The sequence below is a fragment of the Actinacidiphila alni genome (assembly GCF_900112845.1).
Classification (GTDB): Bacteria; Actinomycetota; Actinomycetes; order Streptomycetales; family Streptomycetaceae; genus Actinacidiphila; species Actinacidiphila alni.
Genome location: NZ_FONG01000009.1, coordinates 14,763 through 39,606 on the forward strand (window position 1 = coordinate 14,763; position 24,844 = coordinate 39,606).

24 protein-coding genes and 1 pseudogene are annotated in these 24,844 nt (G+C 72.4%); 12 read left to right on the plus strand and 13 right to left on the minus strand.

Annotated features, from left to right (window positions below; translation table 11 throughout):
- Nucleotides 1-2: 2 nt before the first annotated feature.
- Complete coding sequence (locus BM076_RS16610; protein ID WP_093714345.1) at nt 3-2,738, minus strand: FHA domain-containing protein; 2,736 nt, start codon at nt 2,736-2,738, stop codon at nt 3-5.
- A gap of 231 nt (nt 2,739-2,969) precedes the next feature.
- Between BM076_RS16610 and BM076_RS16615 the strand changes: the two genes are divergently transcribed.
- Nucleotides 2,970-4,850 carry a streptophobe family protein gene (locus tag BM076_RS16615; RefSeq protein WP_093714346.1) on the plus strand — a complete coding sequence of 627 codons (1,881 nt, stop codon included), beginning with the start codon at nt 2,970-2,972 and terminating at the stop codon, nt 4,848-4,850.
- 67 nt (nt 4,851-4,917) lie between these two features.
- A complete protein-coding gene (serB, locus tag BM076_RS16620) occupies nt 4,918-6,162 on the plus strand; it encodes a phosphoserine phosphatase SerB (protein WP_093714347.1) in 1,245 nt (414 codons plus the stop codon).
- 33 nt (nt 6,163-6,195) lie between these two features.
- Here serB and BM076_RS16625 read toward each other — a convergent pair whose 3' ends face one another.
- The 4 genes from BM076_RS16625 to BM076_RS16635 all read right to left on the minus strand — a co-directional run bounded on the left by BM076_RS16625 (nt 6,196) and on the right by BM076_RS16635 (nt 8,893).
- Nucleotides 6,196-6,711, minus strand: coding sequence for a SixA phosphatase family protein (locus tag BM076_RS16625; RefSeq protein WP_093714348.1), 516 nt, complete (start codon nt 6,709-6,711; stop codon nt 6,196-6,198).
- A 135-nt stretch (nt 6,712-6,846) separates the two neighbouring features.
- Nucleotides 6,847-7,101: a hypothetical protein gene (locus BM076_RS16630; protein WP_093714349.1), complete on the minus strand. Its 255-nt coding sequence runs from the start codon at nt 7,099-7,101 to the stop codon at nt 6,847-6,849.
- A gap of 220 nt (nt 7,102-7,321) precedes the next feature.
- Nucleotides 7,322-7,444, minus strand: a complete 123-nt coding sequence (locus BM076_RS38015) for an SGM_5486 family transporter-associated protein (protein ID WP_265737098.1) — start codon at nt 7,442-7,444, stop codon at nt 7,322-7,324.
- 42 nt (nt 7,445-7,486) lie between these two features.
- A complete protein-coding gene (locus tag BM076_RS16635; RefSeq protein ID WP_093714350.1) occupies nt 7,487-8,893 on the minus strand; it encodes a CynX/NimT family MFS transporter in 1,407 nt (468 codons plus the stop codon).
- A 22-nt stretch (nt 8,894-8,915) separates the two neighbouring features.
- On the opposite strand from BM076_RS16635, the gene BM076_RS16640 reads away from it, so the two are divergent.
- Nucleotides 8,916-9,602 carry a FadR/GntR family transcriptional regulator gene (locus BM076_RS16640; RefSeq protein WP_093714351.1) on the plus strand — a complete coding sequence of 229 codons (687 nt, stop codon included), beginning with the start codon at nt 8,916-8,918 and terminating at the stop codon, nt 9,600-9,602.
- A 149-nt stretch (nt 9,603-9,751) separates the two neighbouring features.
- Here BM076_RS16640 and fabI read toward each other — a convergent pair whose 3' ends face one another.
- The 3 genes from fabI to BM076_RS16655 form a co-directional block, all read right to left on the minus strand.
- The gene (gene fabI, locus BM076_RS16645; protein WP_093714352.1) at nt 9,752-10,543 is read right to left on the minus strand and encodes an enoyl-ACP reductase FabI; all 792 of its coding nucleotides are present in this window, start codon (nt 10,541-10,543) and stop codon (nt 9,752-9,754) included.
- A gap of 4 nt (nt 10,544-10,547) precedes the next feature.
- A complete protein-coding gene (gene fabG, locus BM076_RS16650) occupies nt 10,548-11,267 on the minus strand; it encodes a 3-oxoacyl-[acyl-carrier-protein] reductase (protein ID WP_093714353.1) in 720 nt (239 codons plus the stop codon).
- A gap of 121 nt (nt 11,268-11,388) precedes the next feature.
- Complete coding sequence (locus BM076_RS16655) at nt 11,389-12,300, minus strand: lytic polysaccharide monooxygenase auxiliary activity family 9 protein (protein WP_093714354.1); 912 nt, start codon at nt 12,298-12,300, stop codon at nt 11,389-11,391.
- Nucleotides 12,301-12,599: 299 nt separating this feature from the next.
- Here BM076_RS16655 and BM076_RS16660 point away from each other — a divergent pair, with 299 nt between their 5' ends.
- From BM076_RS16660 to BM076_RS16670, 3 genes are read left to right on the plus strand one after another with little or no spacing between them, the layout of a single operon-like run.
- On the plus strand, nt 12,600-14,129 hold the full coding sequence (locus tag BM076_RS16660; RefSeq protein WP_093714355.1) for a TldD/PmbA family protein: 1,530 nt from the start codon (nt 12,600-12,602) through the stop codon (nt 14,127-14,129).
- Nucleotides 14,126-15,520: a metallopeptidase TldD-related protein gene (locus BM076_RS16665; protein ID WP_093714356.1), complete on the plus strand. Its 1,395-nt coding sequence runs from the start codon at nt 14,126-14,128 to the stop codon at nt 15,518-15,520. Before BM076_RS16660 ends, BM076_RS16665 begins: the two co-directional genes overlap by 4 nt.
- A 24-nt stretch (nt 15,521-15,544) precedes the next feature.
- Nucleotides 15,545-16,126: an RNA 2'-phosphotransferase gene (locus tag BM076_RS16670; protein ID WP_245796104.1), complete on the plus strand. Its 582-nt coding sequence runs from the start codon at nt 15,545-15,547 to the stop codon at nt 16,124-16,126.
- Between the two features lie 12 nt (nt 16,127-16,138).
- Here the strand turns inward: BM076_RS16670 and BM076_RS16675 are convergent, their stop codons facing one another.
- Entirely contained in the window at nt 16,139-16,423 is a 285-nt protein-coding gene (locus BM076_RS16675; RefSeq protein WP_093714358.1) for a GlsB/YeaQ/YmgE family stress response membrane protein, read from the minus strand.
- A 232-nt stretch (nt 16,424-16,655) separates the two neighbouring features.
- Between BM076_RS16675 and BM076_RS16680 the strand changes: the two genes are divergently transcribed.
- Nucleotides 16,656-17,036, plus strand: coding sequence for a DUF3099 domain-containing protein (locus BM076_RS16680; RefSeq protein WP_093714359.1), 381 nt, complete (start codon nt 16,656-16,658; stop codon nt 17,034-17,036).
- 137 nt (nt 17,037-17,173) lie between these two features.
- A complete protein-coding gene (locus BM076_RS16685; protein WP_093714568.1) occupies nt 17,174-17,428 on the plus strand; it encodes a hypothetical protein in 255 nt (84 codons plus the stop codon).
- On the opposite strand, the gene moaA is transcribed toward BM076_RS16685, so the two are convergent.
- Nucleotides 17,411-18,400 (minus strand): GTP 3',8-cyclase MoaA, encoded by a 990-nt coding sequence (gene moaA, locus BM076_RS16690; protein WP_218160076.1) that lies wholly within the window; start codon nt 18,398-18,400, stop codon nt 17,411-17,413. The two genes, BM076_RS16685 and moaA, sit on opposite strands and share 18 nt — an antisense overlap.
- A gap of 270 nt (nt 18,401-18,670) precedes the next feature.
- Between moaA and BM076_RS16695 the strand changes: the two genes are divergently transcribed.
- Both BM076_RS16695 and BM076_RS16700 read left to right on the plus strand, forming a co-directional pair.
- Entirely contained in the window at nt 18,671-18,892 is a 222-nt protein-coding gene (locus BM076_RS16695) for a hypothetical protein (protein WP_093714361.1), read from the plus strand.
- A gap of 143 nt (nt 18,893-19,035) precedes the next feature.
- Nucleotides 19,036-20,631, plus strand: coding sequence for a S8 family peptidase (locus BM076_RS16700; RefSeq protein WP_093714362.1), 1,596 nt, complete (start codon nt 19,036-19,038; stop codon nt 20,629-20,631).
- Between the two features lie 29 nt (nt 20,632-20,660).
- Here BM076_RS16700 and BM076_RS16705 read toward each other — a convergent pair.
- From BM076_RS16705 to BM076_RS16715, 3 genes and pseudogenes are all read right to left on the minus strand, one after another.
- Nucleotides 20,661-21,772, minus strand: a pseudogene (locus tag BM076_RS16705) (zinc-dependent alcohol dehydrogenase family protein).
- 16 nt (nt 21,773-21,788) lie between these two features.
- Nucleotides 21,789-22,466: a lysoplasmalogenase gene (locus BM076_RS16710; RefSeq protein WP_407640665.1), complete on the minus strand. Its 678-nt coding sequence runs from the start codon at nt 22,464-22,466 to the stop codon at nt 21,789-21,791.
- Nucleotides 22,463-23,383, minus strand: coding sequence for a sterol desaturase family protein (locus BM076_RS16715; RefSeq protein ID WP_093714363.1), 921 nt, complete (start codon nt 23,381-23,383; stop codon nt 22,463-22,465). Before BM076_RS16715 ends, BM076_RS16710 begins: the two co-directional genes overlap by 4 nt.
- Before the next feature lie 107 nt (nt 23,384-23,490).
- Between BM076_RS16715 and BM076_RS16720 the strand changes: the two genes are divergently transcribed.
- Both BM076_RS16720 and BM076_RS16725 read left to right on the plus strand, forming a co-directional pair.
- On the plus strand, nt 23,491-24,504 hold the full coding sequence (locus BM076_RS16720; protein WP_093714570.1) for a DEDDh family exonuclease: 1,014 nt from the start codon (nt 23,491-23,493) through the stop codon (nt 24,502-24,504).
- A 71-nt stretch (nt 24,505-24,575) separates the two neighbouring features.
- Nucleotides 24,576-24,827: a hypothetical protein gene (locus BM076_RS16725; protein ID WP_093714364.1), complete on the plus strand. Its 252-nt coding sequence runs from the start codon at nt 24,576-24,578 to the stop codon at nt 24,825-24,827.
- Nucleotides 24,828-24,844: the final 17 nt, after the last annotated feature.

A 24,844-nucleotide genomic window follows, 5' to 3' on the forward strand; every position in this document is an offset into this window, starting at 1 on the left:
GATTACTTCCGCATGACTTCCGGCTCGTGCCGGCGCAGCAGCCGGGAGACCACGACACCGCAGACGGCGCCGAGCGCCAGCAGCACGATCATGTCGAGCGTCCAGGTGCCCGCGGTGTGCTTCCACAGCGAGTCCGGCGGACCCGTCGGGTCCCACGGCATGATCACATTGAGATTCGCCGTGGCGCCCAGCGCGCCGACCGCCCAGCGCGACGGCATCAGCCAGGCGAACTGCTCGATGCCGGGCGAGTCGTAGAGCTGGAAGAGCACGCCGGTGAAGACCACCTGGACGATGGCGAACATGACCAGCAGCGGCATCGTCTTCTCTGCGGTCTTCACCAGCGAGGAGATGATCAGGCCGAACATCATCGAGGTGAAGCCGAGGCCGATGATGGCGAGCGTCATCTCGATCGCGGGCTGGCCCTTGGAGATCACGCCCTCGGTGGGCATGGTGCGCGGTGCGAAGCCGATGCCGCAGATGATGGCGCCCTGCACCGCGGTGATCAGGCCGAGCACGATGACCTTGGACATCAGATACGCCGACCGCGACAGGCCGGTGGCCCGTTCCCGTTCGTAGATGACCCGTTCCTTGATCAGCTCACGCACGGAGTTGGCGGCGCCGGAGAAGCAGGCGCCGACCGCGAGGATCAGCAGGATGGTGCCCGCGTCCTTGTTGATGCCGTGCGCCTTGACCGGTCCGGGGCCGAGGCCGCTGGCCGCCGGGATGACCACGCTCACCACGCCGAGCACGGCGGGCAGGATGAACATCAGGGCGATGAAGCCGCGGTCGGAGGCGATCACCGACAGATAGCGGCGGATCAGCGTGATCAGCTGCGGCATCCACGCCTGCGGCTTGGGCGGCCTGGCCACCTGGTGCGGGATCACCGGCGCCTGCTGCGGCGCCGCCTGGTCCAGCTCCGCGGCGTACATCTGGTAGTGCTGCGAGCCGTGCCAGCGACCGCCCCAGTCGTAGTCGCGGTAGTTCTCGAAGGCGGAGAAGACATCGGCCCAGGTTTCGTAGCCGAAGAAGTTCAGCGCCTCGTCCGGCGGGCCGAAGTAGGCGACGGAGCCGCCCGGGGCCATCACCAGCAGCTTGTCGCACAGCGCCAGTTCGGCCACCGAGTGGGTGACGACCAGGACGGTGCGGCCGTCGTCGGCCAGGCCGCGCAGCAGCTTCATCACGTCGCGGTCCATGCCCGGGTCGAGGCCGGAGGTCGGCTCGTCCAGGAAGATCAGCGACGGCTTGGTGAGCAGCTCCAGGGCGACGGACACGCGCTTGCGCTGGCCGCCGGAGAGCGAGGTGATGCGCTTGTCGGCGTGGATGTCGAGCTTCAGCTCGCGCAGCACCTCGTCGATCCGCGCCTCGCGCTCGGCGGACGCGGTGTCACCGGGGAAGCGGAGCTTGGCGGCGTACCGCAGCGCGGTCTTGACCTGGAGTTCCTTGTGCAGGATGTCGTCCTGCGGGACCAGGCCGATGCGCTGCCGCAGCTCGGCGAACTGCTTGTACAGGTTCCGGTTGTCGTACAGCACCTCGCCCTGGTCGGCGGGCCGGTAGCCGGTCAGCGCGCGCAGCAGCGTGGACTTGCCGGAACCGGACGGGCCGATCACACCGATCAGCGACTTCTCCGGGACGCCGAAGGAGACGTCCTTGAGGATCTGCTTGGTGGTCTTGCCGTGCGGCACGGTGACCGTCAGGCGGCGGGCCGAGAAGGAGACCTCGCCGGTGTCGACGAACTCCTCGAGACGGTCGCCGACCAGCCGGAAGGTGGAGTGGCCGACGCCGACGATGTCGTTGGGGCCGAGCAGATGGCGCTGGATCGGCTGACCGTTGACATAGGTGCCGTTGTGGCTGCCGAGGTCGACGATCTCGTAGCGGCCGTCGGGGTGCGCCCGGAATTCCGCGTGGTAACGGGAGACCTGGAGGTCGGAGACGACCAGTTCGTTCTCCAGCGCACGGCCGATCTTCATGACCCGGCCGAGGGCGAGCTGGTGGAAGGTGGTCGGGCTGCGCACGCCCTGCGGGTGTCCGCCGGCGGGCTGCTGCGGCTGCTGGCGCGGGGCCGGCGGCTGCTGGACCGGCGGCTGCTGGCCGGGCCGGCCCCAGCCGCCCTGGCCCTGCTGGGGCTGGGGCTGCTGCGGCGCGTACTGCTGCGGCGGCTGCTGGGCGGGCGGCTGCTGGCCCCAGCCGCCCGGCTGCTGCTGGCGCGGCGGCGCGGCGGGCGCCTGGGCGTGCATCTGCGCCTGCTGGGCCGGCGGCTGGACGTGCGGCTGGGCCTGCTGCGGCATCTGCGGCTGCGCGTGCTGTTGCGGCTGCGCCTGCGGCTGGACGTGCGGCGGGGCCGCCGCGGCCTGCGCGGCGACGGGCGCCTGCTGGTAGCGCTGCTGCGGCGTCGCGTGCGCGGTCTCCGCGCTGTACACGTCGCCGCCCGCCGGGGCGCCCGCGGCGAAGTTGAGCCGGGGGCCGTCCGTGGCGTTGCCGAGGTGGATGGTCGAGCCGGGCCCGACCTCGGTCTGCTGGACCCGCTGCCCCTGCACGAACGTGCCGTTGGTGCTGCCCAGGTCCTCTATGAGCCAACCGCGCTCCCCGCGCCGGATCGTGGCATGGCGCCACGACACCCGGGCATCGTTGATCACCAGATCACCCGACGGGTCGCGCCCGAGGCTGTACGACCTGGCCGCGTCCAGCGTCCAGGTCCGTCCGTTCAATTCGAGTACGAGTTCAGGCACCCCAAGCCCCATGTGTTGTCCCCCGAGTAGTCCCCCATGGGGGGAGTCTAGAGATAGCGAAGTTCGGGAGGAACTATTGCAGGCTCCTGTCTCGTAACAGAAAACAGCCCCGATGTACGGGTTCCGCAACGGACGTTGACGGCGGCCCGCTCGGCCCCGGAGAGTGGGGCGCATTGAGGTGCTGGTGCTCGCGTGCTCGCGTCGGCGTGCACGCGCGGGGGACGTACGGCCTCGGGGGTCGGGATGAGTGCACGGACCACGCCGTGGACGAGTGTGTTGCTCGCCGCTGTGGCGTCGGTGAGTTGGGCTTTTCTGGCGATGGCGGGCACGGCCGCGCTCGCGCTCCATCTGCTCGGCGCGGACACCGCCGGTTCGCTGGGGCCGATGACCGCCGCCGTGGTCGCGATGGCGGTCGGCGGCAAGGCGCGGCCCGGCGGCGACGTCGGGGCGTTCGGGCTCAGCGGCTCGCAGACGCAGGCCGGGATCGGGATAGCGCCGCTGGGCGTGGCCCTGGTCGGCGCGCTGCTGCTGTCGTGGGTCTTCCTGCGTTCGCTGCGCCGGGCCGGTGCCGAGGTGAGCGTGCGGGAACTGCTGGCGCGGGTGGTGAGCACCGCGGTGCTCTTCCTCGCCGTGCTCGGCGGCCTCGCCTGGGCCGGGCAGGACACGGTCGCCATCGACGGTTCCGCGCTGAGCCCGTCCAAGGGCACCACCGACGACCTGCTGGGCAAGCTGCCGGGCGTCGGCAAGATCAGCGGCGGCCTCGCGGACGGTCTGCAGGGGCTGATCCAGACCAAAGCGTCGATCACCTTCGAGGTCGCCACCGGCCGGACCCTGATGGGCGGTCTGCTGTGGGTGCTCGGCGTGCTGCTGATCGCGCTGCTCGCCTCGCGCCGTACCCCGCTGCCGGCCGGCTGGGAGGGCGTGCACCGTACGGTGCGGCCCGCGGTGTCCGCGCTGGTGGCGGTGCTGGTCGTCGCGGTGCTCGCGGGTGACGCGGCGGCCTGCTACGCGGCGCTGACCGGTGACGAGCCGGGCCGGATCATGGGCGGCGCGCTGATCGGCGCGCCCAACGGGGTGTGGCTCGCGGTGCCGCTCGGCCTGTTCGTGCCGTGGAAGGGCCAGGCGTCGGGACCGCTGACGGCGTTCCTGCCCGACCCCGTCGACAAGCTGCTGGCCGGGGGCGCGGGCAAGACGATCACACCGGGCGCGCTCGCCGACCTCGACGGGCGGGTGTGGCTGCTGCCGGTCGCCATCGCGCTGATGATGCTGGTCGCGGGCGCGCTGACCGCCACCCGTACACCGCTCGGCGACAGCACGAAGACCGGGTTCGTGGGCCGGTGCGCGCTGCGGCTCGGGATCGTCACGGCGCTCGCGCTGCCGCTGCTCACCCAACTGAGCAAGGTGAAGGTGAACGCCAATCTGTCGGTGTTCGGCCTCGATGCGGTCGGCGCCGGGATCGATCTGCACGGCTCCCTGCCGCTGGGGCTGCTGCTCGGCGCCCTGTGGGGCGCGGGCGCGGCGGCCCTGGGCGCGCTGCTGGCGCTGGCCTTCGGGTCCGCGGGGCGGCAGGTCGCGCCGCTGGCGCTGGCCGGTATGTCCGGTGCGGCCGGTCCCGACGGCCAGGTCCCGGCCGCCGTTCCCGCCACCGGCGGGGTGCCGGTGGTCGCCACGGCCGTACTGCCGGTGGCCGACAACCCGTACGCGGAACCATCGGTGGACAATCCGTACGCCGAGCCGCCAGCCGACCATCCGTACGCCGAACCGCCCGGCGCCGCGCCCGCGGGGCCGTACGGCGAAGCGGCGGCGGAGACCGGCAAGGGGACGCCGGCCGGAGCGCCCGGTGGTGACGACGCGGGCCGTACGTATCCGGCGATCGCGTACGAGCCGGGACCGTATCTGCCGAGCCCGGTCTACCGGCCCGAGGACGAGTCGAACCCGTACGCGGAGCCGCGGTCCGGGGAGGAGCAGGCCGCGCCCGGGGCCGGTGGCGCGGACTCGCCGACCGTCGTGGGCCCGCCGCCCGGCCCGCGCCGCCCCGCCCCGGGCGGGTCCGAGGACAAGTGGCCGGAGCCGCCGCCTCCCCCGCCGCCCGCGGCGCCCCGCCCGCCGCGCCGCCCCCGCTGACCGGGGCGGTCCGCCACCCGAGACGGGCGGTCGCCCCGCCGGGCCGGGCCGATACGGTGGGACCACCATGAACGACGTCTCGCAGCCCGCGCCTGTCGCCGACGTTCCTCCGGCGGACGCGCCCACCCTCCTTGTCAAGATCTTCGGCAAGGACCGCCCCGGCATCACCGCCGGGCTCTTCGACACGCTCGCCGCCTTCCGGCTGGACGTGGTGGACATCGAGCAGGTGGTCACCCGGGGCCGGATAGTGCTGTGCGCCCTGGTGACGGCCCCGGCCGCCGCGCTGGAGGGCGAACTGCGCTCCACCGTGCACAGTTGGGCCGAGTCCATCGGCATGGAGGCGGAGATCATCTCCGGCACGGGCGACAACCGGCCGCGCGGCGAGGGCCGTTCGCATGTCACCGTGCTCGGCCGGCCGCTCACCGCGGAGTCGACGGCCGCCACCGCGGCGCTGATCACCAACGCCGGCGGCAACATCGACCGGATCTTCCGGCTCGCCAAGTACCCGGTGACCGCGGTCGAGTTCGCCGTCTCGGGCGCCGAGCCCGGGGCGCTGCGCTCGGTGCTCTCGGTGGAGGCGGCGGCGCTCGGCATCGATGTCGCGGTGGTCCCGGCAGGCTTGCAGCGCAGGGCGCAGCGGCTGGTGGTGATGGACGTGGACTCCACCGTCATCCAGGACGAGGTGATCGAACTCTTCGCCGCGCACGCGGGCTGCGAGGCCGAGGTCGCGCAGGTGACGGCCGCCGCGATGCGCGGCGAGCTGGACTTCGAGCAGTCGCTGCACGCGCGGGTGGCGCTGCTGGCGGGTCTGGACGCCTCGGTGGTGGACAAGGTCCGCTCCGAGGTGCGGCTGACACCCGGCGCGCGCACCCTGATCCGTACGCTCAAGCGGCTCGGCTACCAGGTGGGTGTCGTCTCCGGCGGTTTCACCCAGGTCACCGACGACCTCAAGGCGCGGCTCGGCCTGGACTTCGCGGCGGCCAACACCCTTGAGGTGGTGGACGGCCGCTTCACCGGCAAGGTGATCGGCCCGATCGTGGACCGGGCGGGCAAGGCACGGCTGCTGCGCAGCTTCGCCGAGCAGGCCGGGGTGCCGCTGAGCCAGACCGTGGCGATCGGCGACGGCGCCAACGACCTGGACATGCTCAACGCGGCCGGGCTCGGCGTCGCCTTCAACGCCAAGCCCGTCGTCCGGCAGGCCGCGGACACCGCCGTGACGGTGCCCTTCCTCGACACGGTGCTGTATCTGCTGGGCATCACCCGCGAGGAGATCGAGGCCGCCGACGCGCTGGACGGCGTCCCCACGCTCTGACCGCGAGCGCGGCCGTGGGCCGTACGCGGCGGCTCAGTCGTGCGGTGCCCAGAAGGCGGTCAGCCGGCCGACACCGTGCTCGACGGACTTCCAGGAGCCGGAGAAGGTGACGACGGCGAAGGCGGCGGTCGGGAAGCCGCGGGACATCCGGGCGGCGGTGTCGCCCTCCGCGCCGCCCGCGAGGGCGTCGGCGAGCGCGTGGGTGCCGGGATTGTGGCCGATCAGCAGCAGCGAGCCGATCTCGTCGGGGGTCTCGGTGAGCAGGGCCAGCAGATCGCCCAGGGTGGCTTCGTAGAGCCGCTCCTCGTAGACGGTCTTCGGGCGGTGCGGCATCTCGTGCGCGGCGAGCTTCCAGGTCTCCCGGGTACGGACCGCGGTGGAGCACAGGGCGAGTTCCGGGGTGATGCCGTCGTCGGCGAGGCGGCGGCCCGCCGCAGCGGCGTCCAGCCGTCCCCGGTCGGCCAGTGGCCGCTCGTGGTCGGCGACCGACGGCCAGTCGGCCTTGGCGTGGCGGAGCAGGACGATCGTGCGGGGCGAATCGGCGGTCATGCCCCTCAGCTTTCCAGAAAACCCGCTGTCAGGCGCGGGATGGGCGATCTCCTGCGCCGTACCGCCCGGCGCTGCGTACCCTGCCGGGGCGTGCGGTGCGGGGCCGGCGGCGGTTCGTGGGACGCGCGGAACGGGTCACAGGATGTGCGCGACGAAGTGCGGCAGGGCCGCCGCGATCCGGCCGAGCAGATCGCCGGAGGAGGAGGCGGTGGAGGCGTCGGCGGTGCCGCCGCTGAGCAGCGCGAGCAGGGCCGCGAAGGCGAGCGCGGGCAGCGCGACCGCCCACCACGGCAGCCGGGTCTGCACCTGCTCCGGCTCGTGCTTCCCGGTGGCCGGGCCGGCGGTGGTCCCGGACTGCCGGGAGTAGAAGTGCGGGGACTGCGTGGTCACGGTGACCGCCTCCGGAGAACCGTCGAAGTGCCGTTGTCTGACTGCTGTCTGACTGCACTGAGACGCTACGGGCGGGCGCCGTGTGACCCCATCCGGTCGTCCACCCACTTGACCCTGACCCTGACCCCCTAGGGATGGTGGGGTTGTCCCCACCCCCCTGTCGGGGTCGTGGCCGGAAGCGGCCGTACGGACGGGCGCCGCGGACGGGCGGGCGGCCTCGTCAGCCCATGCGGGCGGCGATGGTGGCGACGATGGCGACCAGCGCGGGGACACCCATCATGAGTCCGAAGACGATGAGCAGGCGCCGCTGGCTCTGCGGGGGGTTCGGTTCGAGTACGGGCATGGGCTCAGTCTCGCACCGGGCCGCGTCTCCCCCGCACCGGGGTCACCATTCGTCCTCGATGTGCCGTCTGCGTCCGGCGAGCACCCCGCAGACGATCTGCGGCACCATCAGCGCGGTCATGAAGAGGATCGGCAGCCCCCAGCCGCCGCTCGCCTGGTTGAGCGTGCCGACCAGGATCGGCCCGGGGATGGAGATCAGATAGCCGGTGCTCTGCGCGAAGGCGGACAGCCTGACCACTCCCGCGCCGCTGCGCGAGCGCATCCCGATCATCGTCAGGGCCAGCGGGAAGGCGCAGTTGGCGACGCCGAGCAGCAGCGCCCACACCCACGGCGCGGCGGCCGGGGCGCTCCACAGGCCCGCGTAGCCGATCAGGCCGAAGACGCCGAGCAGCACCACCAGCGGGCCCTGGGTGCGCATCCGGGCGGCCAGCGGCGGCAGTACGAAGGACAGCGGCACACCCATCACCATGGTGACGGCGAGCAGCAGGCCCGCTTTGTCGGCGGACAGGCCGGCGTCCCGGAAGATCTGCGGCATCCAGCCCATGGTGATGTAGGCGGCGGTGGCCTGGAGCCCGAAGAAGCAGGCGAGCGCCCAGGCGGTGCGGCTGCCGGTGATCCGGCCGGAACCGCCGTCCCCGGCGGCCCGCGTACGGTCAGTGGCCCGCGTACGGTCGGTGGCCTGCGCACGGTCGGCGGACCGCGTGCTGTCCTCGGCGGGGGTCCCGACCGGCTCGCGCGGCGCGCCCGTACGGTCGCGGACCAGCGGCAGCCAGGGCAGCACGGCGACCGCGGCCAGGGCGGCCCAGACGCCGAGGCCGAGCCGCCAGCCGTGGCCGAGGGCGTGCGTCATGGGGACGGTGACGGCGGCGGCCAGCGCGGTGCCGAGCGACAGGGCCATCGAGTACAGGCCGGTCATCGTGCCGACCTTGTCGGGGAAGTAGCGCTTGACGATGACCGGCATCAGCACGTTCGAGACGGCGATGCCGCCGAGCGCGAGGGCGCTGAGGACCAGGAACAGCACGGTGTTCCCGGCCAGCGGGCGCAGCGCGAGCCCGGCGGTGATGGCGGCCATGCCGACGCAGACCACGGCGCCCGGGCCGAAGCGGCGGGCCAGCCGGGGCGCGGCGAAGCCGAAGAGCGCGAAGCACGCGGAGGGCACGGAGGTGAGCAGGCCCGCCATGGTGCCGCTCATGCCGAGGCCGTCGCGGACCTCCTCCAGCAGGGCGCCGAGGCTGGTGATGCCGGGGCGGAGGTTGACGGCGGCCAGCAGGAGTCCGACGACGACGAGGCGGCGCAGCCAGGGGCTCGCGCCGGTGCCGGGCGCGGCGGCGGACGCGGTACGGGAGGCGCCGGAGGGCGTGGCGGCGGCCTGGACCGGTATCGCGGCCGGTGTCGGGGTGGCGGTCAGGCCCTTCGCGGTGCCGGGGGCGGGGGATTCGTCATCACGCATGCACCCATCATAGAATGATGGGATGAATCTCGGTCCCGTGCCCCGGCACACCACACTCGCCGACCGTACGATCGCCAGCCTCCGCTCCGAGATCACCTCGGGTGCGTGGCCGGTCGGCTCCCGTATCCCCACGGAACCCGAGCTGGTCGAGCGGCTCGGTGTGGCGCGCAACACCGTGCGCGAGGCGGTGCGGGCGCTCGCGCACAACGGTCTGCTCGACATCCGGCAGGGTTCCGGCACCTATGTGGTGGCCACCAGCGAGCTTGCCGGTGTGATGCGCGCCCGCTTCGCCGACGCCGATCCGCTGCACGTGGCCGAGCTGCGCGGTTCGCTGGAAGGCACCGCCGCCGCGCTCGCCGCGCAGCGCAGGACCGACGCCGATCTGCGGCAGCTCGACGCGGCGCTGGAGCGGCGTGAACGGGCCTGGGAGTCCGGCGCCGCCGAGATCTTCGTCGAGGCCGACGCGACCTTGCACCTGGCCGTGGTGGCGGCCTCGCACAATGACGTGCTCACCGCGCTCTACGCCGACCTCGGCGAGGTGCTGCGGGACTTCCTGCGCGCCGACGTGGGCACCGACCTGCGGCCGGAGGACCATCTGGACCACGCCGGACTGGTCACCGCGATCCGCGCCGCCGACCCGGTGACGGCGGCGGCCGAGGCCCGCGACCACGCCTTCCACTGCCGCTTCGGCGGCGCGCTCACCCGCTGACCCCGGACGCCGGTCACGGACACGGACACGGACACTGCAGTGCCCCGCACCTGTCCGGTGCGGGGCACTGCAGTGCTTCGTGACGAAGGCGTCCGCCGTATGGACACTCGCCGTACGGACACTCGCCGTACGGGACGTCCGCCGTACGGTCAGCCGCCGACCGCGTGCACGCCGCCGTCCACGTGCACGATCTCGCCGGTGGTCTTCGGGAACCAGTCGGAGAGCAGCGCGACGATGCCGCGACCGGCCGGCTCCGGGTCGGCGGTGCTCCATTCCAGCGGGGACAGGTGGTTCCAGGTGTCCGACAGCTCGTTGAAGCTGGGGATCGACTTCGCGGCCATCGAGCCGATCGGACCGGCGGAGACCAGGTTGACCCGCACATTGCGCGGGCCGAGGTCGCGGGCCATGTAGCGGGAGGTCGCCTCCAGCGCCGCCTTGGCCGGGCCCATCCAGTCGTAACCGGTCCAGGTGAACTGCGCGTCGAAGGTCAGGCCGACGACCGAGCCGCCGCCCGTGCCGGAGGCGCTGTCAGGTGCAGGCATCAGCGGAAGGCAGGCCATCGTCAGCGACTTCAGCGAGAACGCCGAGACGTGCATGGCCGTCGCGACGGACTCGAAGGAGGTGTTGAGGAAATTGCCGCCCATGGCGTCCTGGGGGGCGAAGCCGATGGAGTGCACCAGGCCGTCGAGGCCGCCCAGCTCCTCGCGGACCACCTTCTCCAGGCGCTCCAGGTGCTCGGCGTTGGTCACGTCCAGCTCGATGACCTTGACCGGCTTCGGCAGCTTCTTGGCGACGCGCTCGGTGAGGGTGGGCCGGGGGAAGGCGGTCAGGAGGATCTCGGCCCCCTGCTCCTGGGCCAGCTTGGCCGCGTGGAAGGCGATGGAGGACTCCATCAGCACACCCGTGATGAGGATGCGCTTGCCGTCGAGGATTCCGCTCATGTTCTCAGTGACCCATGCCCAATCCGCCGTCAACGGGGATGACGGCTCCAGTGATGTACGAGGCGTCGTCCGAGGAGAGGAACCGCACCGTCGCGGCGATCTCCTCGGGCTTCGCGTAGCGGCCGAGCGGCACCTGCGCCACGATGCCCTCGCGCTGCTCGTCGGTGAGCACCTGGGTCATGTCGGTGTCGACGAAACCGGGTGCCACGACGTTGAAGGTGATGTTGCGCGAACCCAGTTCGCGGGCCAGCGACCGGGCGAAGCCGACGAGTCCGGCCTTGGACGCGGCGTAGTTGGCCTGTCCGGCCGAGCCGAGCAGTCCGACGACCGACGAGATCAGGACGACACGGCCCTTCTTGGCCCGCAGCATCCCGCGGTTGGCGCGCTTCACGACCCGGTAGGTGCCGGTGAGGTTGGTGTCGACGACGGACGTGAAGTCGTCCTCGGACATCCGCATCAGGAGCTGGTCCTTGGTGATGCCGGCGTTGGCGACCAGCACCTCCACGTTGCCGTGCTTCTCCTCGATCTCCTTGTATGCCTGTTCGACCTGCTCGGAGTCGGTGATGTCGCAGCGCACCGCCAGGCAGCCACGCTCCAGCAGCTCGGCCGGCGGCTCGCCCGAGCGGTAGGTGATGGCGACCTTGTCGCCCGCGTCGGCGAAGGCGCGGGCGATGGCGAGGCCGATGCCCCGGTTGCCTCCGGTGACGAGAACCGAGCGGCTCAACGGATCACTCCCTAAGTCGTGAGTTTCTCCGTGAAAAGCTATCGGTCCCGGCACCGTTCCGGGGAATCGGCCCCGACAGGCTGCTCCCGTGGTCGCTGTGGGCTTCCTACAGAAGCGGCGGTCAGACCTTCGCGCGGGCGGCGGCCTTGCGGCGGCTCCAGAGCAGCAGCCCCACGGCCCCCGAGGCCAGCACGGCGCTGCCGGACAGCGTCGTCTCCAGGGTGCCGGTCGAGCTGTCCCCGGCGGTCACGTCGCTGGTGGCGAGCTTCGCCGTGGTGGATGTCACGGCGACGTCGCCGCCGTGGCCGTGGTGGCTGACGGTGGACCTGGCCGCGCCGGCCGCGATCTGCTGCTCGGTCGGCGCCTTCGGGGCGGCCGCGGCGGCCGCCTGCGTTCCCTGGCCGAAGACGACATCGGAGCAGCCGTAGAACGCCTCGGGGCTGTCACTGCGCTGCCACACCTGGTAGATCAGATGCCTGCCGGTGCGGCTGGGCAGGGTGGCCGGGAAGGTGTAGTAGCCGCTGGGCGCCGACGCGACGGTGTTGTAGACGGCGATCGGGGTGTCGTCCAGGTCGGACCACTTCAGCGGCTTGGTCGGGTCGTAGCCGGCCTTGGTGATGTAGAGCGTCATGGTGCCCTTGTGCGGGGCGGTGACGCGGAAGCTGATGTCGGTGGTGCCGGCCGCGACGGTGGTGGCGGGCCAGTCGGTACGGGCCCAGTCCAGCGCCCGGTACTTGTCGCGGTTGGCGGAGCAGAGGTGGCCGTCGGGGATGATCGTGCGGCTCTGCCCGTTGGCGTTGGCGATGTTGACCTCGTTCCAGTCGTACAGCGGCTGGGTGCCGCTGTCGGCGACCAGGTCCTTGCAGACCTGCGACTGGGGGTGTTCCGGGCCTTCGGCGAAGCAGCCGGAGACCCGGCTGACCGGGGTGCTGAGCGCTCCGTGCGCGCTCGCGGTCACCGGGGTGAGCGCGGCGATCGTGAGTGCGGCGGCGCCGACCGCGCCGAGCGTGACCGCATTGCGGCGTGCTGACATGTGGGGGGCTCCTTGTCATGCGGGGTCATGCGGGGTGTGGTGCGGGATGTGGTGCAGCGGACAGGAGTGAGGGCGGCGACCCGAGCATAGAGATTGGTCTGGACCAACCTCAAGAAGTCTGACCGTATTGGCATCTGACGAATCCTCAGTGCGTCGTACGGCGCCGGCCGGGTGCCGGTCGCCGGCCGGTCGCGGGCGGCGGCGCGTTTGTCCACAGGGGCGGGAAAAGTACGCGCTGGCTGTCGGCCGGTCATGATTCACTGCGAGTACCTGTCGAACGGTCGAAGGGGAAGTCCGTCGTGCCTCATGAGGTCGATCAGTCATTTCTGGCGCTGCCGCTGCGGGCACTCGCCGACGCCGCGCTGGCCCGCGCCCGCGCGCTGGGCGCCGACCATGCCGATTTCCGGCTGGAGCGGGTGCGCGGCGCGACCTGGCGGCTGCGCGACGCCCGCCCGTCCGGCAGCTCGGACACCACCGATCTCGGCTACGCGGTACGGGTGGTGCACGGCGGCGCCTGGGGCTTCGCCTCCGGTGTCGACCTGACGATGGACGCGGCGGCGAAGGTCGCCGCGCAGGCCGTCGCGATGGCCAGGCTGTCCGCGAAGGTGATCGCGGCGGCGGGCTCCGACGAGCGCGTGGAGCTGGCCGACGAGCCGGTGCACGCCGACCGGGTGTGGGTGTCGGCGTACGGGATCAACCCGTTCGACGTCCCGGACGCCGAGAAGACGGCGCTGCTGTCCGAGTGGTCGGCGCGGCTGCTGGCGGCCGACGGGGTGGACCACGCGGACGCCTCGCTGCTGACCGTGCAGGAGAACAAGTTCTACGCCGACACCGCCGGCACCACCACGACACAGCAGCGGGTCCGCCTCCAGTCGCAGCTGACCGCGGTCTCGGTCGACCCGGCCACCGGCGACTTCGACTCGATGCGCACCCTGGCGCCGCCGGTCGGCCGCGGCTGGGAGTATCTGACCGATCCCGCCGCCGGCTGGGACTGGGACGCCGAACTGGCCCGTATCCCCGAGCTGCTGGCCGAGAAGATGCGCGCGCCGTCGGTCGAGGCGGGCGCGTACGACCTGGTGGTCGACCCGTCCAATCTGTGGCTGACCATCCACGAGTCGATCGGCCACGCCACCGAGCTGGACCGCGCACTCGGCTACGAAGCGGCGTACGCGGGCACCTCCTTCGCCACCTTCGACCAGCTCGGCACCCTCAAGTACGGCTCCCCGCTGATGAATGTCACCGGTGACCGCACCGCCGAGCACGGCCTGGCCACCGTCGGCTTCGACGACGAGGGCGTGGCCGGACAGTCCTGGGACCTGATCAAGGACGGCACCCTTGTCGGCTATCAGCTCGACCGGCGGATCGCGAAACTCACCGGCTTCGAGCGGTCCAACGGCTGCGCGTACGCCGACTCCCCCGGCCATGTCCCGGTGCAGCGGATGGCCAATGTCTCGCTCCAGCCGGCGCCCGACGGGCCCTCGACCGAGGAGCTGATCGGCGGCGTCGAACGCGGCATCTACGTGGTCGGCGACCGGTCCTGGTCGATCGACATGCAGCGCTACAACTTCCAGTTCACCGGGCAGCGGTTCTTCCGGATCGAGAACGGCAAGCTGGCGGGCCAGCTCAAGGACGTCGCCTACCAGGCCACCACCACCGACTTCTGGGGCTCGATGGAGGCCGTCGGCGGCCCGCAGACCTATGTGCTGGGCGGCGCGTTCAACTGCGGCAAGGCCCAGCCGGGCCAGGTCGCGGCCGTCAGCCACGGCTGCCCGTCGGCCCTCTTCCGGGGCGTCAGCATTCTCAACACCACCCAGGAGGCCGGACGATGAGCAGCGCGACGAGCAAGCCGCACGAGATCGTCGAGCGGGCGCTGGAGCTGTCCACCGCGGACGGCTGCGTGGTGATCGCCGAGGAGGAGTCCAGCGCCAATCTCCGCTGGGCGGCCAACGCGCTGACCACCAACGGCGTCACCCGCGGCCGTACGCTCACCGTGATCGCCACCGTGGACGGCGCCCAGGGCACCGCCTCCGGTGTGGTCTCCCGCGCCGCGGTGACCGCCGACGAGCTGGAGCCGCTGGTGCGGGCCGCCGAGGCGGCCGCGCGCGAGGCGGGCCCGGCCGAGGACGCGCAGCCCCTGGTGGCGGACGTGCCCGCGTCGGCCGCCTTCACCGAGGCGCCCGCCGAGACCGGCTCGGACGTCTTCGCGTCCTTCGCACCCGCCCTCGGCGAGGCTTTCGCGACGGCCCGCGCCGGCGGACGCGAGCTGTACGGCTTCGCCTTCCACTCGATGACCTCGACGTATCTGGGCTCCTCGACCGGGCTGCGGCTGCGGCACGACCAGCCGACCGGCACCCTGGAGCTCAACGCGAAGTCCCCGGACCGTACGCGCTCGGCGTGGGCGGGCGCCGCCACCCGGGACTTCACCGATGTGGACCCGCGGGCCATGGACACCGGTCTGGCCCAGCGGCTGGCCTGGGCCGAGCGCCGGGTCGAGCTGCCGGCGGGCCGGTACGAGACGCTGCTGCCGCCGTCGGCCGTCGCGGACCTGATGATCTACCAGCTCTGGTCGGCGGCGGCCCGGGACGCGGCGGAGGGCCGTACGGTCTTCAGCCGTCCCGGCGGCGGCACCAGGGTCGGCGAGAAGCTGTCCCCGCTGCCGCTGACGCTGCGCAGCGACCCGGCGGAGCCCGGCCTCGAAGCGGCGCCCTTCGTGATCGCGCACGCCTCGGGCGACGACATCTCGGTGTTCGACAACGGGCTGCCGCTCGGCCCGGTGGACTGGATCCGGGACGGCTCGCTCACCCATCTCACCACCACCCGGCACAGCGCCGGCCTCACCGGGCTGCCGGTGGCGCCCGGCGTCGACAATCTGGTGCTGGACGGCGGCGGCACCCGCTCCCTGGAGGAACTGGTCGCGGACACCGAGCGCGGGCTGCTGCTGACCTGCCTGTGGTACATCCGCGAGGTCGACCCGGCCACGCTGCTGCTCACCGGCCTCACCCGCGACGGCGTCTACCTCGTCGAGAACGGCGAGGTGACCGGCGCGGTGAACAACTTCCGCTTCAACGAGTCGCCGGTGGACCTGCTGGGCCGGGCCGCCGAGGCGGGCCGCACCGAGCGGACGCTGCCGCGCGAGTGGAGCGACTACTTCACCCGGGCCGCGGCACCGAGCCTGCGGATCCCGGACTTCAACATGAGTTCGGTCAGCCAAGGAGTCTGACCGCGACGGCCCGAGGAAGACGACATGAGGAATCAGAGGAACGAAAGGATCATGCTGGACGAGAAGAAGACGGTCAGGACGTCGAAATTCCTGTCGATGGTGCTGCGGCACAATCCGGACGCGGTCGGCATCACGCTCGACGCGGCGGGCTGGGTCGAGGTGGACGTGCTGCTGGCCGCGTGTGCCGCCAAGGGCCGCCGCATCTCGCGCGCCGACCTGGACCATGTGGTGGCGACCAACAACAAGAAGCGGTTCGCCTACTCCGAGGACGGCCGCCGGATACGGGCCAGCCAGGGTCATTCGGTGACCGTGGAGCTGGGCCTTGAGGCCGTGGAACCGCCGGAGGTGCTCTACCACGGCACCGCCGCCCGGACCCTGCCGCTGATCCTGGCGGAGGGGCTCAGGCCGATGTCGCGGCAGGACGTGCACCTGTCGGCGGACAGGGAGACGGCCGTGCGCGTGGGAGCACGGCACGGCCGTCCGGTGGTGCTGGTGGTGGACGCCCGGGGGCTGGCCGCCGAGGGCCATGTCTTCCGGGTCAGTGCCAACGGGGTGTGGCTGACCGACCGCGTCCCGCCGGAGCGGCTGCGGCAGGCCGACGCCTGACCCCGCCGGGCGTCACCGTGGTGCGGTGGTCTTCCTGGTGCCCTTGTACATCGACCAGAGGGCGTCGCCGACGGCCACCACGACCACGGCGCCGATGAGCTGCAGTACGTGCCGGGTCCAGTCGAACCCCTTGGTGTCGTTGACGCCGATCCAGGTGGACACGGCATTGCCGAGCACACTGCCGCCCATACCGCAGATCACGGTGAGCCACAGCGGCAGCGTCTGCTTGCCGGGCAGGATCGCCTTGGCGATCAGACCCAGCACCAGACCGACGATGATCGCCCACAACCAACCCATGTCACTCGCCTCCTCGCGTCCGGGCGGCGAACGCCCGGCACTCGTGCCGCCAGTCTGTGCCCGCTCCGGCCGCACCGCATGTCGAGAGGGCCGTCCGACGTACCCGGCCGCGCCCCGCCCGCACCCCGCTCTCGATGCGGGCGGGGTCGCGGCGTACCGTAAGGAGACCGGGCCGGGCGCTGTGACCCGTGATCAGCACAGCTCGGCCGAGCGAGCGGGTGGTGGGAGCGCGATGCGGAAGCAGGGCGGGCCTGAGGTCTTCCAGATCACAGGAGCACGTACCGGGCTGACCCAGGACGTGGCGGGGCGGCAGCGGCGGTACATCATCTCGATGTCGATCCGTACCGTCTCGGTGATCCTCACCGTGGTGCTGTGGGACGTCGAACGCGTGCTGGCCTGGGGGATGCTGGTGGTCGGCGTGCTGCTGCCGTACGTGGCGGTGGTCTTCGCCAACGCGGGCCGCGAGAACGTGCCCTCGCTGCCGTCGTCCTTCGTGCTTCCGCAGGCCAGGCCGATGCTGGAGGCGGGCGAGCCGGCCGATGCGGAACGGCGTGCCGCGTACGTTCCCGAGCCCGCCGCGCCGAACCTCAAGAAAAGCTCAGATCAATCGTGAAGTTCCATTCCACGGACGGTTGAGCGCGTGACATACTTCGTACGCGCTCCGCATCCCCCGTCGGAGCGACGGACCGACGCCGGGCGGCTCCCCCCGTGGCTGCCCGGCGTCGCCATGCCCGGCGACGGTTCTGTTTACTGGGTCCCGTGACCGACGAGAAGCCGATCTGCTCGGCGAAGGACTGCCGTACCCCCGCGGTGTGGGTGCTGGCCTGGAACAACCCGAAACTCCACACGCCGGAGCGGCGCAAGACGTGGCTGGCGTGCGAGGAGCACCGCGAGCACCTGTCGCAGTTCCTGGGGATGCGCGGCTTCCTCAAGGACGTCGTGCCGCTCGCCGAGTGGGAGAACTCGCAGGACTCCGGGGGCGGCGGCTCAGCCGCCGATCGCTGACATCGGGCGCTCGGGCTGCGCAAAGGCCGGGTCGTCCAGGCCCGAGCCCGCCTTCTTGCCCCACATCGCCGCCCGCCACAGCTCGGCGATCCGCGCGTCGGAGGCGCCGGAGCGCAGCGCCGAGCGCAGGTCGGACTCCTCGCGGGCGAACAGGCAGTTGCGGACCTGGCCGTCGGCGGTCAGCCGCGTACGGTCGCAGGCGTGGCAGAAGGGGCGGGTGACCGAGCCGATCACACCGACCCGGGCCGGGCCGCCGTCCACCAGCCAGCGCTCGGCGGGCGCGGAGCCGCGGGTCGACTCGCCCTCGGGGGTGAGGGTGAAGCGGTCGTGCAGGGCGGCGAGGATCTCGTCCGCGGTGACCATGTCGGTGCGCTGCCAGCCGTGCTGGGCGTCGAGCGGCATCTGCTCGATGAAGCGCAGTTCGTAGCCCCGCTCGACGGCCCAGGCCAGCAGCTCGGGCGCCTCGTCGTCATTGACGCCGCGCATCAGCACCGCGTTGACCTTCACCGGGGCCAGGCCCGCCTCGGCGGCGGCGGCCATGCCGGCCAGGACGTCCGCGTGCCGGTCGCGGCGGGTCAGGGTGCGGAAGACCTCGGGCCGCAGGGTGTCGAGGGAGACATTGACCCGGTCCAGGCCCGCGGCGCGCAGCGCGGCGGCGGTGCGGCGCAGCCCGATGCCGTTGGTGGTCAGCGACAGCTTGGGGCGCGGCTCCAGGGCCGCGCAGCGCTCGACGATGCCGACAAGGCCGGGCCGCAGCAGCGGCTCGCCGCCGGTGAAGCGGACATCGGTCACGCCCAGCTCGGTGACCGCGATCCGTACCATCCGGACGATCTCGTCGTCGGTCAGCAGATCGGGCTTGGCCAGCCACTGCAGGCCCTCTTCCGGCATGCAGTAGGTGCAGCGCAGATTGCAGCGGTCGGTGAGGGAGACGCGGAGGTCGGTCGCCACTCGGCCGTAGGTGTCGATGAGCACGGGCTCCGCCTCCTTTCGGGCGCTCGGGTGCGCGTGACACGTCCGGGCGCCGGATGCGCCGCGGTCCTTCCACCCTATGACGTGGTGCCGACAATGCGGCAGGCCAATCTACAACAATTTGTTGAAGATACGGCCGGGCGGGCGACCCGGCGAGCACGCGCGGCCGGATGCGACACCGCGGCGCGCCCGGTTCGTTGAGCAGTCCGGCGGCGCACACCACGCCGTCACCCTCCCGTCACCCTGCCGCCCAGGATCCGCCGAGGCACCGCCGTGAACACCCCGCCCACCCCGCCGCCGCACCAGCCGCAGGTCCCGGCCCGCAGGCCGTACGGGAGCGTGTGGCTGCCGACCACCGCCGGCTCTCCCGCCTCCCCCGTGGCTCCCACCGCCCCGGCCGCCACCGTCACCCCGGTCGCGCCCCGCCATCCGTACCGGGTGCGGCTGCCGCTGCTGAGCATCCAGGCGTTGCGATCCGGCCGCCGGGACGGCTGAACGGCCGCCGCCGCGGGGCCGTTTCGGACCGATCCGCGCAAGTGGACTTCTTCGGGCGCCCGTTGGGCACTAGTTTCCATCGTCATGCACACGCCGTACGGCAGACCCGCCCGTCCGGCGGCCGATGGACGATTGGAGACCCCATGGTTCCGCTCCCAGGACTCCCCCGGCGGCGCCGCGCGCTCACATCCGGGCTCGGCCTGGCGATGGCCGCCGCCGTCGCCCTGATCCCCGGCACCACATCGGCGTCCGCCACGCAGGCCGCGCACGCCCGGCTCGGCGCCGCCACCGCCGCGCACCCCGGCCAGGCGCCGCGGACGAACGGCCAGGCGCCGCGTACGGACGGGCCGTTGCTGTCGTACGTCGTCTCCGTCGACGGCGGGCGCGGCACGCAGAAGTCCGTCGAGCGCGCGATATCCCGTGCGGGCGGCCAAGTGGTGATCGCCTACGACCGGATAGGCGTGATCGTCGCGCATTCGGCCGACCCCGGCTTCGGGGCGGCGCTCCGGCGGGTGCGCGGCGTGCACAGCGCGGGGGCGACCAGGACGGCCGCCATCGAGCCGACCGCGACCACCCAGGCGGGCTCCCTGCGGACGCTGACCGCCGCCGAGGCCGCCGCCATCGGTGCGCAACGGACCGACGGGCAGGAGCCGTTGGAGGCCGACCAGTGGGACCTGCGGGCGATCCGCGCCGACAAGGCGGCGCGGGTGAACCCGGGCAGCCCCCGGGTGACCGTCGGGATCATCGACACCGGTGTGGACGACACCCACCCCGACCTGGCCGCCAACTTCTCCCCGAAGCAGTCCGCGAGCTGCGTGGGCGGTGTCCCCGACACCTCGGCCGGCGCCTGGCGCCCGTGGGACCCCGCGGTCGACTACCACGGCACCCATGTGGCCGGTGAGATCGCCGCCGCGCGCAACGGTGTCGGTGTGGCGGGCGTCGCCCCGGGCGTACGGATCGCGGCGATCAAGGTCAGCGAGCCGGGCACCGCGCTGTTCTACCCCGAGAGCGTGGTCTGCGCCTTCGTCTTCGCCGCCGACCACGGCATCGCGGTCACCAACAACAGCTATTACATCGACCCTTGGCTCTACAACTGCCCGAACGACCCGGACCAGCGCGCCATCGTGGACGCCGTCCAGCGGGCCGCCGCGTACTCCACCCGCAAGGGTGTGCTCAATGTCGCCGCCGCGGGCAACAGCGCCGACGACCTCGCCTCGCACTCACTGACCGACACCTCAAGCCCCGACGACTCCACGGCGGTCACCCGCACCGTCGACCCGCACGTCTGCCTGGACATCCCGACCCAACTCCCGGGCGTCGTCACGGTGTCCGCGACCGGCGCGCAGAACCTCAAGTCGTACTACTCCAGTTACGGCCGGAACGTCATCGATGTGGCCGCGCCCGGCGGCGACGGCTACCAGATCCCGGACACGCCGTCCGGCAACGGCCGCATCCTGTCGACGCTCCCCGGCGGAAAGTACGGCTACCTACAGGGCACGTCGATGGCCAGCCCGCATGTCGCCGCGGTCGCCGCGCTGATCAAGAGCCGGCACCCGCACGCCTCACCGGCGCTGCTCCAGGCGCTGCTCAAGGCCGAGGCGGACAACCCCGGTTGCCCGACCGGGCTGTACGACCCGGACGGCGACGGCGTGCAGAACGCCACCTGCACGGGCCCGAAGCCGTACAACAGCTTCTACGGGCACGGCATCGTGGACGCGCTGGACGCCGTCGTCGAGTAACGGGGGGGCAGCCGCCGCGCACCGCTCTCTCAGAGCTTGACCAGCACTTTGAGGGCGGTGCGCTCGTCCATCGCGCGGTAGCCGTCGGGCACTTCGCCGAGACCCACCGTCAGGTCGAAGACCGGGGACGGGTCGACGCTGCCGTTCAGCACGTCGGGCAGCAGCTCGGGGATGTACGTCCTGACCGGCGCGACACCGCCGCGCAGCGCGATGTTGCGGTCGAACATCTCGCCGAGGTCGAGGCCCGTGCCGCTGCCGTGCGGGACGCCGACGTAGCCGATGGCGCCGCCATCACGGGTGATGCCGACCGCGGTCCGCATCGACTGTTCGGTGCCGACGGCCTCGATCACCGCGTGCGCGCCCTGTCCGCCCGTCAGTTGGCGGACCGCGGCCACGGCCTCGTCGCCGCGCTCGGCGACCACGTCGGTGGCGCCGAAGCCCCGGGCGATGTCGGTGCGCGCCCGGTGCCGGCCGAGCGCGATGATCCTCCCCTGGCCTCCGGCATGGGGGACCCCAGCGCCCAGCCGCTTCGCGGCCAGCACCCCGCACAGGCCCACGGCGCCGTCCCCGACCACCGCGACCGTCGCGCCCGGCCGCACCCCGGCGCCGAGGGCCGCGTGGTGCCCGGTGCCCAGCACGTCGGACAGCGACAGCAGCGCGGTCAGCAGCCGCTCGTCGCAGAGCGCGTCGGCGGGCAGCCTGACGAGGGTGGCGTCGGCGAACGGCACCCGGACCGCCTCGCCCTGGCCGCCGTCGGACTGGCCCTGCTCGCCGATCGAGCCCCAGAATCCGCCGTGTACGCAGGAGGTCGTCAGGCCCTCGGCGCAGTACGCGCACACGCCGTCCGACCATACGAACGGCGCCACGACCAGGTCGCCGGTCCGCAGCCCGGAGACGTCGGCGCCGGTCTCCTCCACCACGCCGAGGAATTCGTGCCCGATCCTCCCCCTCAGCCCTTCGGGCGCGGGGGTGCCCCCTGCCCGGGCTTGCGCGCGGACTCCCCGCGGTACGCCCACAGGTCGCTGCCGCAGATGCAGGCCCGCACCACGCGGACCACGGCGTCCCCCGCGTGCCGGACCCGCGCGTCCGGCACGTCCTCCACCCTCAGGTCGTGCGGTGCGTGGATGACGGTGGCGCGCATGCGGTGTCCTCGCTGGTCAGCTCGGTGTGATCGGGGCGGCTCCACGGTACGCCGGGTCGGCCGCCACCGCGCGCGGCGCCCCCGCGGCGAGCAGCGACTGCGCCGCCAGATAGGTCGCCATGATCCAGAAGTCGTGGCCCGGCAGCTCCGGCCAGTCCGCGAGGCCGGTCGCGATGAGCGTGTCGGACAGCAGGAAGAGGGCGCCGCCGAGCGCCGTGACCGGGCCGAGGCCGTACGCGGCCGCCGCCATCGCCGTCAGCAGCAGGCTGTAGGCGGCGACCGGGACCCGGAGTCCGGCGTCGAGTCCCGGCCAGAGCAGGGCGACCATCACCGCCCACACGACGGCGTAGACCGCGTGCTGCGGGCCCGGGGCGTGTCCGTGAAGTCGCCGGGCGGCGAAGAGCCGCAGGTAGCAGATGTGGCCCGCGGCGAAGCCGGCCATGCCGAGCAGGAAGGGGACGGTGCCGCCGATCTCCAGCAGGACGTCGCCCGCGCAGCCGCACATCAGGGCGGCGAGCAGGGCGCGCGGGGCGCCGCGGGCGGCGGCCCAGGCCGCGAGCGCCGGCATCAGGAGGGGTTTGGTGGCCAGTTGGACGAGGTGCTGGTCCAGGGCGATCGCGGTCAGATGGAGGACGGCGAGGGCGCAGAACGCGTCCCGCGAGCGCGCACCGGTCCCCGGGCCAGGGGTTCTCACGAGACGGACGGGCTGGTCGTGGTGGCCGGTGCCGGCGACACCGACATGTCCGGCGCCGCCGTGCCAGGCGCCGCGGTGTCCGCCGCCGCTTCCGGCCGCCAGCCCGGGCCGCGGAAGAGGTGGCCCGCGCGGGCCCGCCAGGTGGGGGCGGCGGCGAGGTCGCGGGCGATCGCGGCGTACTCGTGGGTGGCGACCCGCAGCGGGTTGTAGGTGGCGATGTTCTTGGTGAGGCCGTAGACGGGTGTCTCGGCCTCGGCGGTGAAGGAGCCGAACAGCCGGTCCCAGACGATGAGGATGCCGCCGAAGTTGCGGTCCAGGTAACCGCCCTGGGAGGCGTGGTGCACCCGGTGGTGCGACGGCGTGTTGAGGACGAACTCCAGCGGGGCGGCCAGCTTGTCGACCCGTTCGGTGTGGATCCAGAACTGGTACACGAGATTGACGGAGGAACAGAAGGCCAGCGCCGCCGGGTGCACGCCGAGCGCGATCAGCGGCAGGTAGAACGGCCAGGACGTGAGGCTGGTCCACGGCTGCCGAAGTGCCGTGGAGAGGTTGAAATTCCGGCTGGAGTGGTGCACGACGTGGCAGGCCCACAGGATCCGGATCACATGGTGGCCGCGGTGCGACCAGTAGTAGAAGAAGTCCTGCGCGAGCAGCATCAGCGGCAGCGTCCACCACTCGACGGGCACCCGCAGCGGGGTCAGCGCGTACACACCGGAGTAGATCGCCACGACCGGGATCTTCCAGAGCGCGTCGGTGACCAGACTGCCCAGTCCCATGGACAGACTCGTGGCGGTGTCCTTGCCCCCGTAACCGGCGGCGTCCTCGTCGGGATGAAAGCGGTAGCTCACCATCTCCACGACGGTGAGCAGCACGAAGGCGGGTATCGACCACAGCACGACATCGGGCAGTTGCGGCATGAACGCACCATAGGGGCACGTCCGGGCGCCGCACCAGACCTTGTTACCGACAAGTACGGGCCGGGGTGGCCGGTAGCTGTCAGTGGCGAGCCGTATTCTCTGTGACCATGCTCGACAACTCCACCGCGCAGGCACCGCCCCCGTCCCCGTGGCCCACCGCCTATCCGGACGGATACGCGGTGGTCGACGTCGAGACCACCGGACTCGGCCGGGACGACCGGATAGTGTCCGCGGCGGTGTACCGGCTGGACGCCCGCGGTGAGGTGCAGGACCACTGGTATTCGCCGGTCAACCCGCAGCGCGACCCGGGGCCGGTGTGGATCCACGGGCTCACCGGCGCGATGCTCGCCGACGCCCCGCTCTTCCCCGAGATCGCAGAACAGCTCGCCGAACGGCTCGCGGGGCGCGTGCTGGTGGCGCACAACGCGGTCTTCGACTGGTCGATGCTCGCCCGGGAGTACGCGCGGGCCGGTTCCGCCGCGCCCGTCGAGCAGCGGCTGTGCACGATCGTGCTCGCCAAGGAGCTGCGGCTGCCGCTGGCCAACCACAAGCTGGAGTCGCTGGCTGCGCACTACGGGGTCGAGCAGCGGCGGGCGCACCACGCCCTGGACGACGCGCGGGTGCTGGCCGAGGCGTTCCGGCCGAGCCTGCATCTGGCCGCCGCGGCCGGGCTCCCGCTGCCGCTGCACACCTGCCGGCCGCTCACCGAGTGGGTCGACGGCGCGTCCGAGACGGTCCCCTCGCCGCGCTCCGGCCGCCCTTCGTACGGGCCCGGCGCGTACCGCACCACCGGCTGGCGCCCGTCCCGCAAGCGGCCCGCCTGCCCGTACCCCAACCCCGGGCGGCTCGCGCCCGACGGGCCGCTCGTGCAGGGCATGCGCGTCGCCTTCTCCGGCGACACCGGGATAGACCGCGAGCTGCTGGAGGACCGGGCGACCGACGCGGGCCTGCACGTCGCCTCCAGCGTCAGCCGCCTCACCAGCCTGCTGGTCACCAACGACCCGGACTCCCCCACCTCCAAAGCCGTCAAGGCCCGCACCTTCGGCACCCCCGTCATCGACGAGCACCGCTTCACCGAACTCCTGAAGGCAGTGACCCCGGCCGACGGCGTCCACGGCTGACGGAGTGATGTCGTGACCCGGACGGGTCGTGCCGTGTTGCCCGGGCGGGGGCGGGGCCGCAGCCTGGCGGCATGGCACGTTGTGAGGTCTGCGGGAACGACTACGTCATGAGCTTCGAGGTGCACGCGCAGGGCGCGGTGCATGTCTTCGACAGCTTCGAGTGCGCGATCCACCGGATGGCGCCGATCTGCGAGCACTGCATGGTGCGGATCGTGGGGCACGGGGTGGAGGTGGACGGTCACTGGTACTGCGGCGGGCACTGCGCGAAGGCGGAGGGCGGGACGGGGATCGTGGACCGGGTCGGCACGGTCGCCCCGGCCTGAGCCCGGGAGCGGGTGAC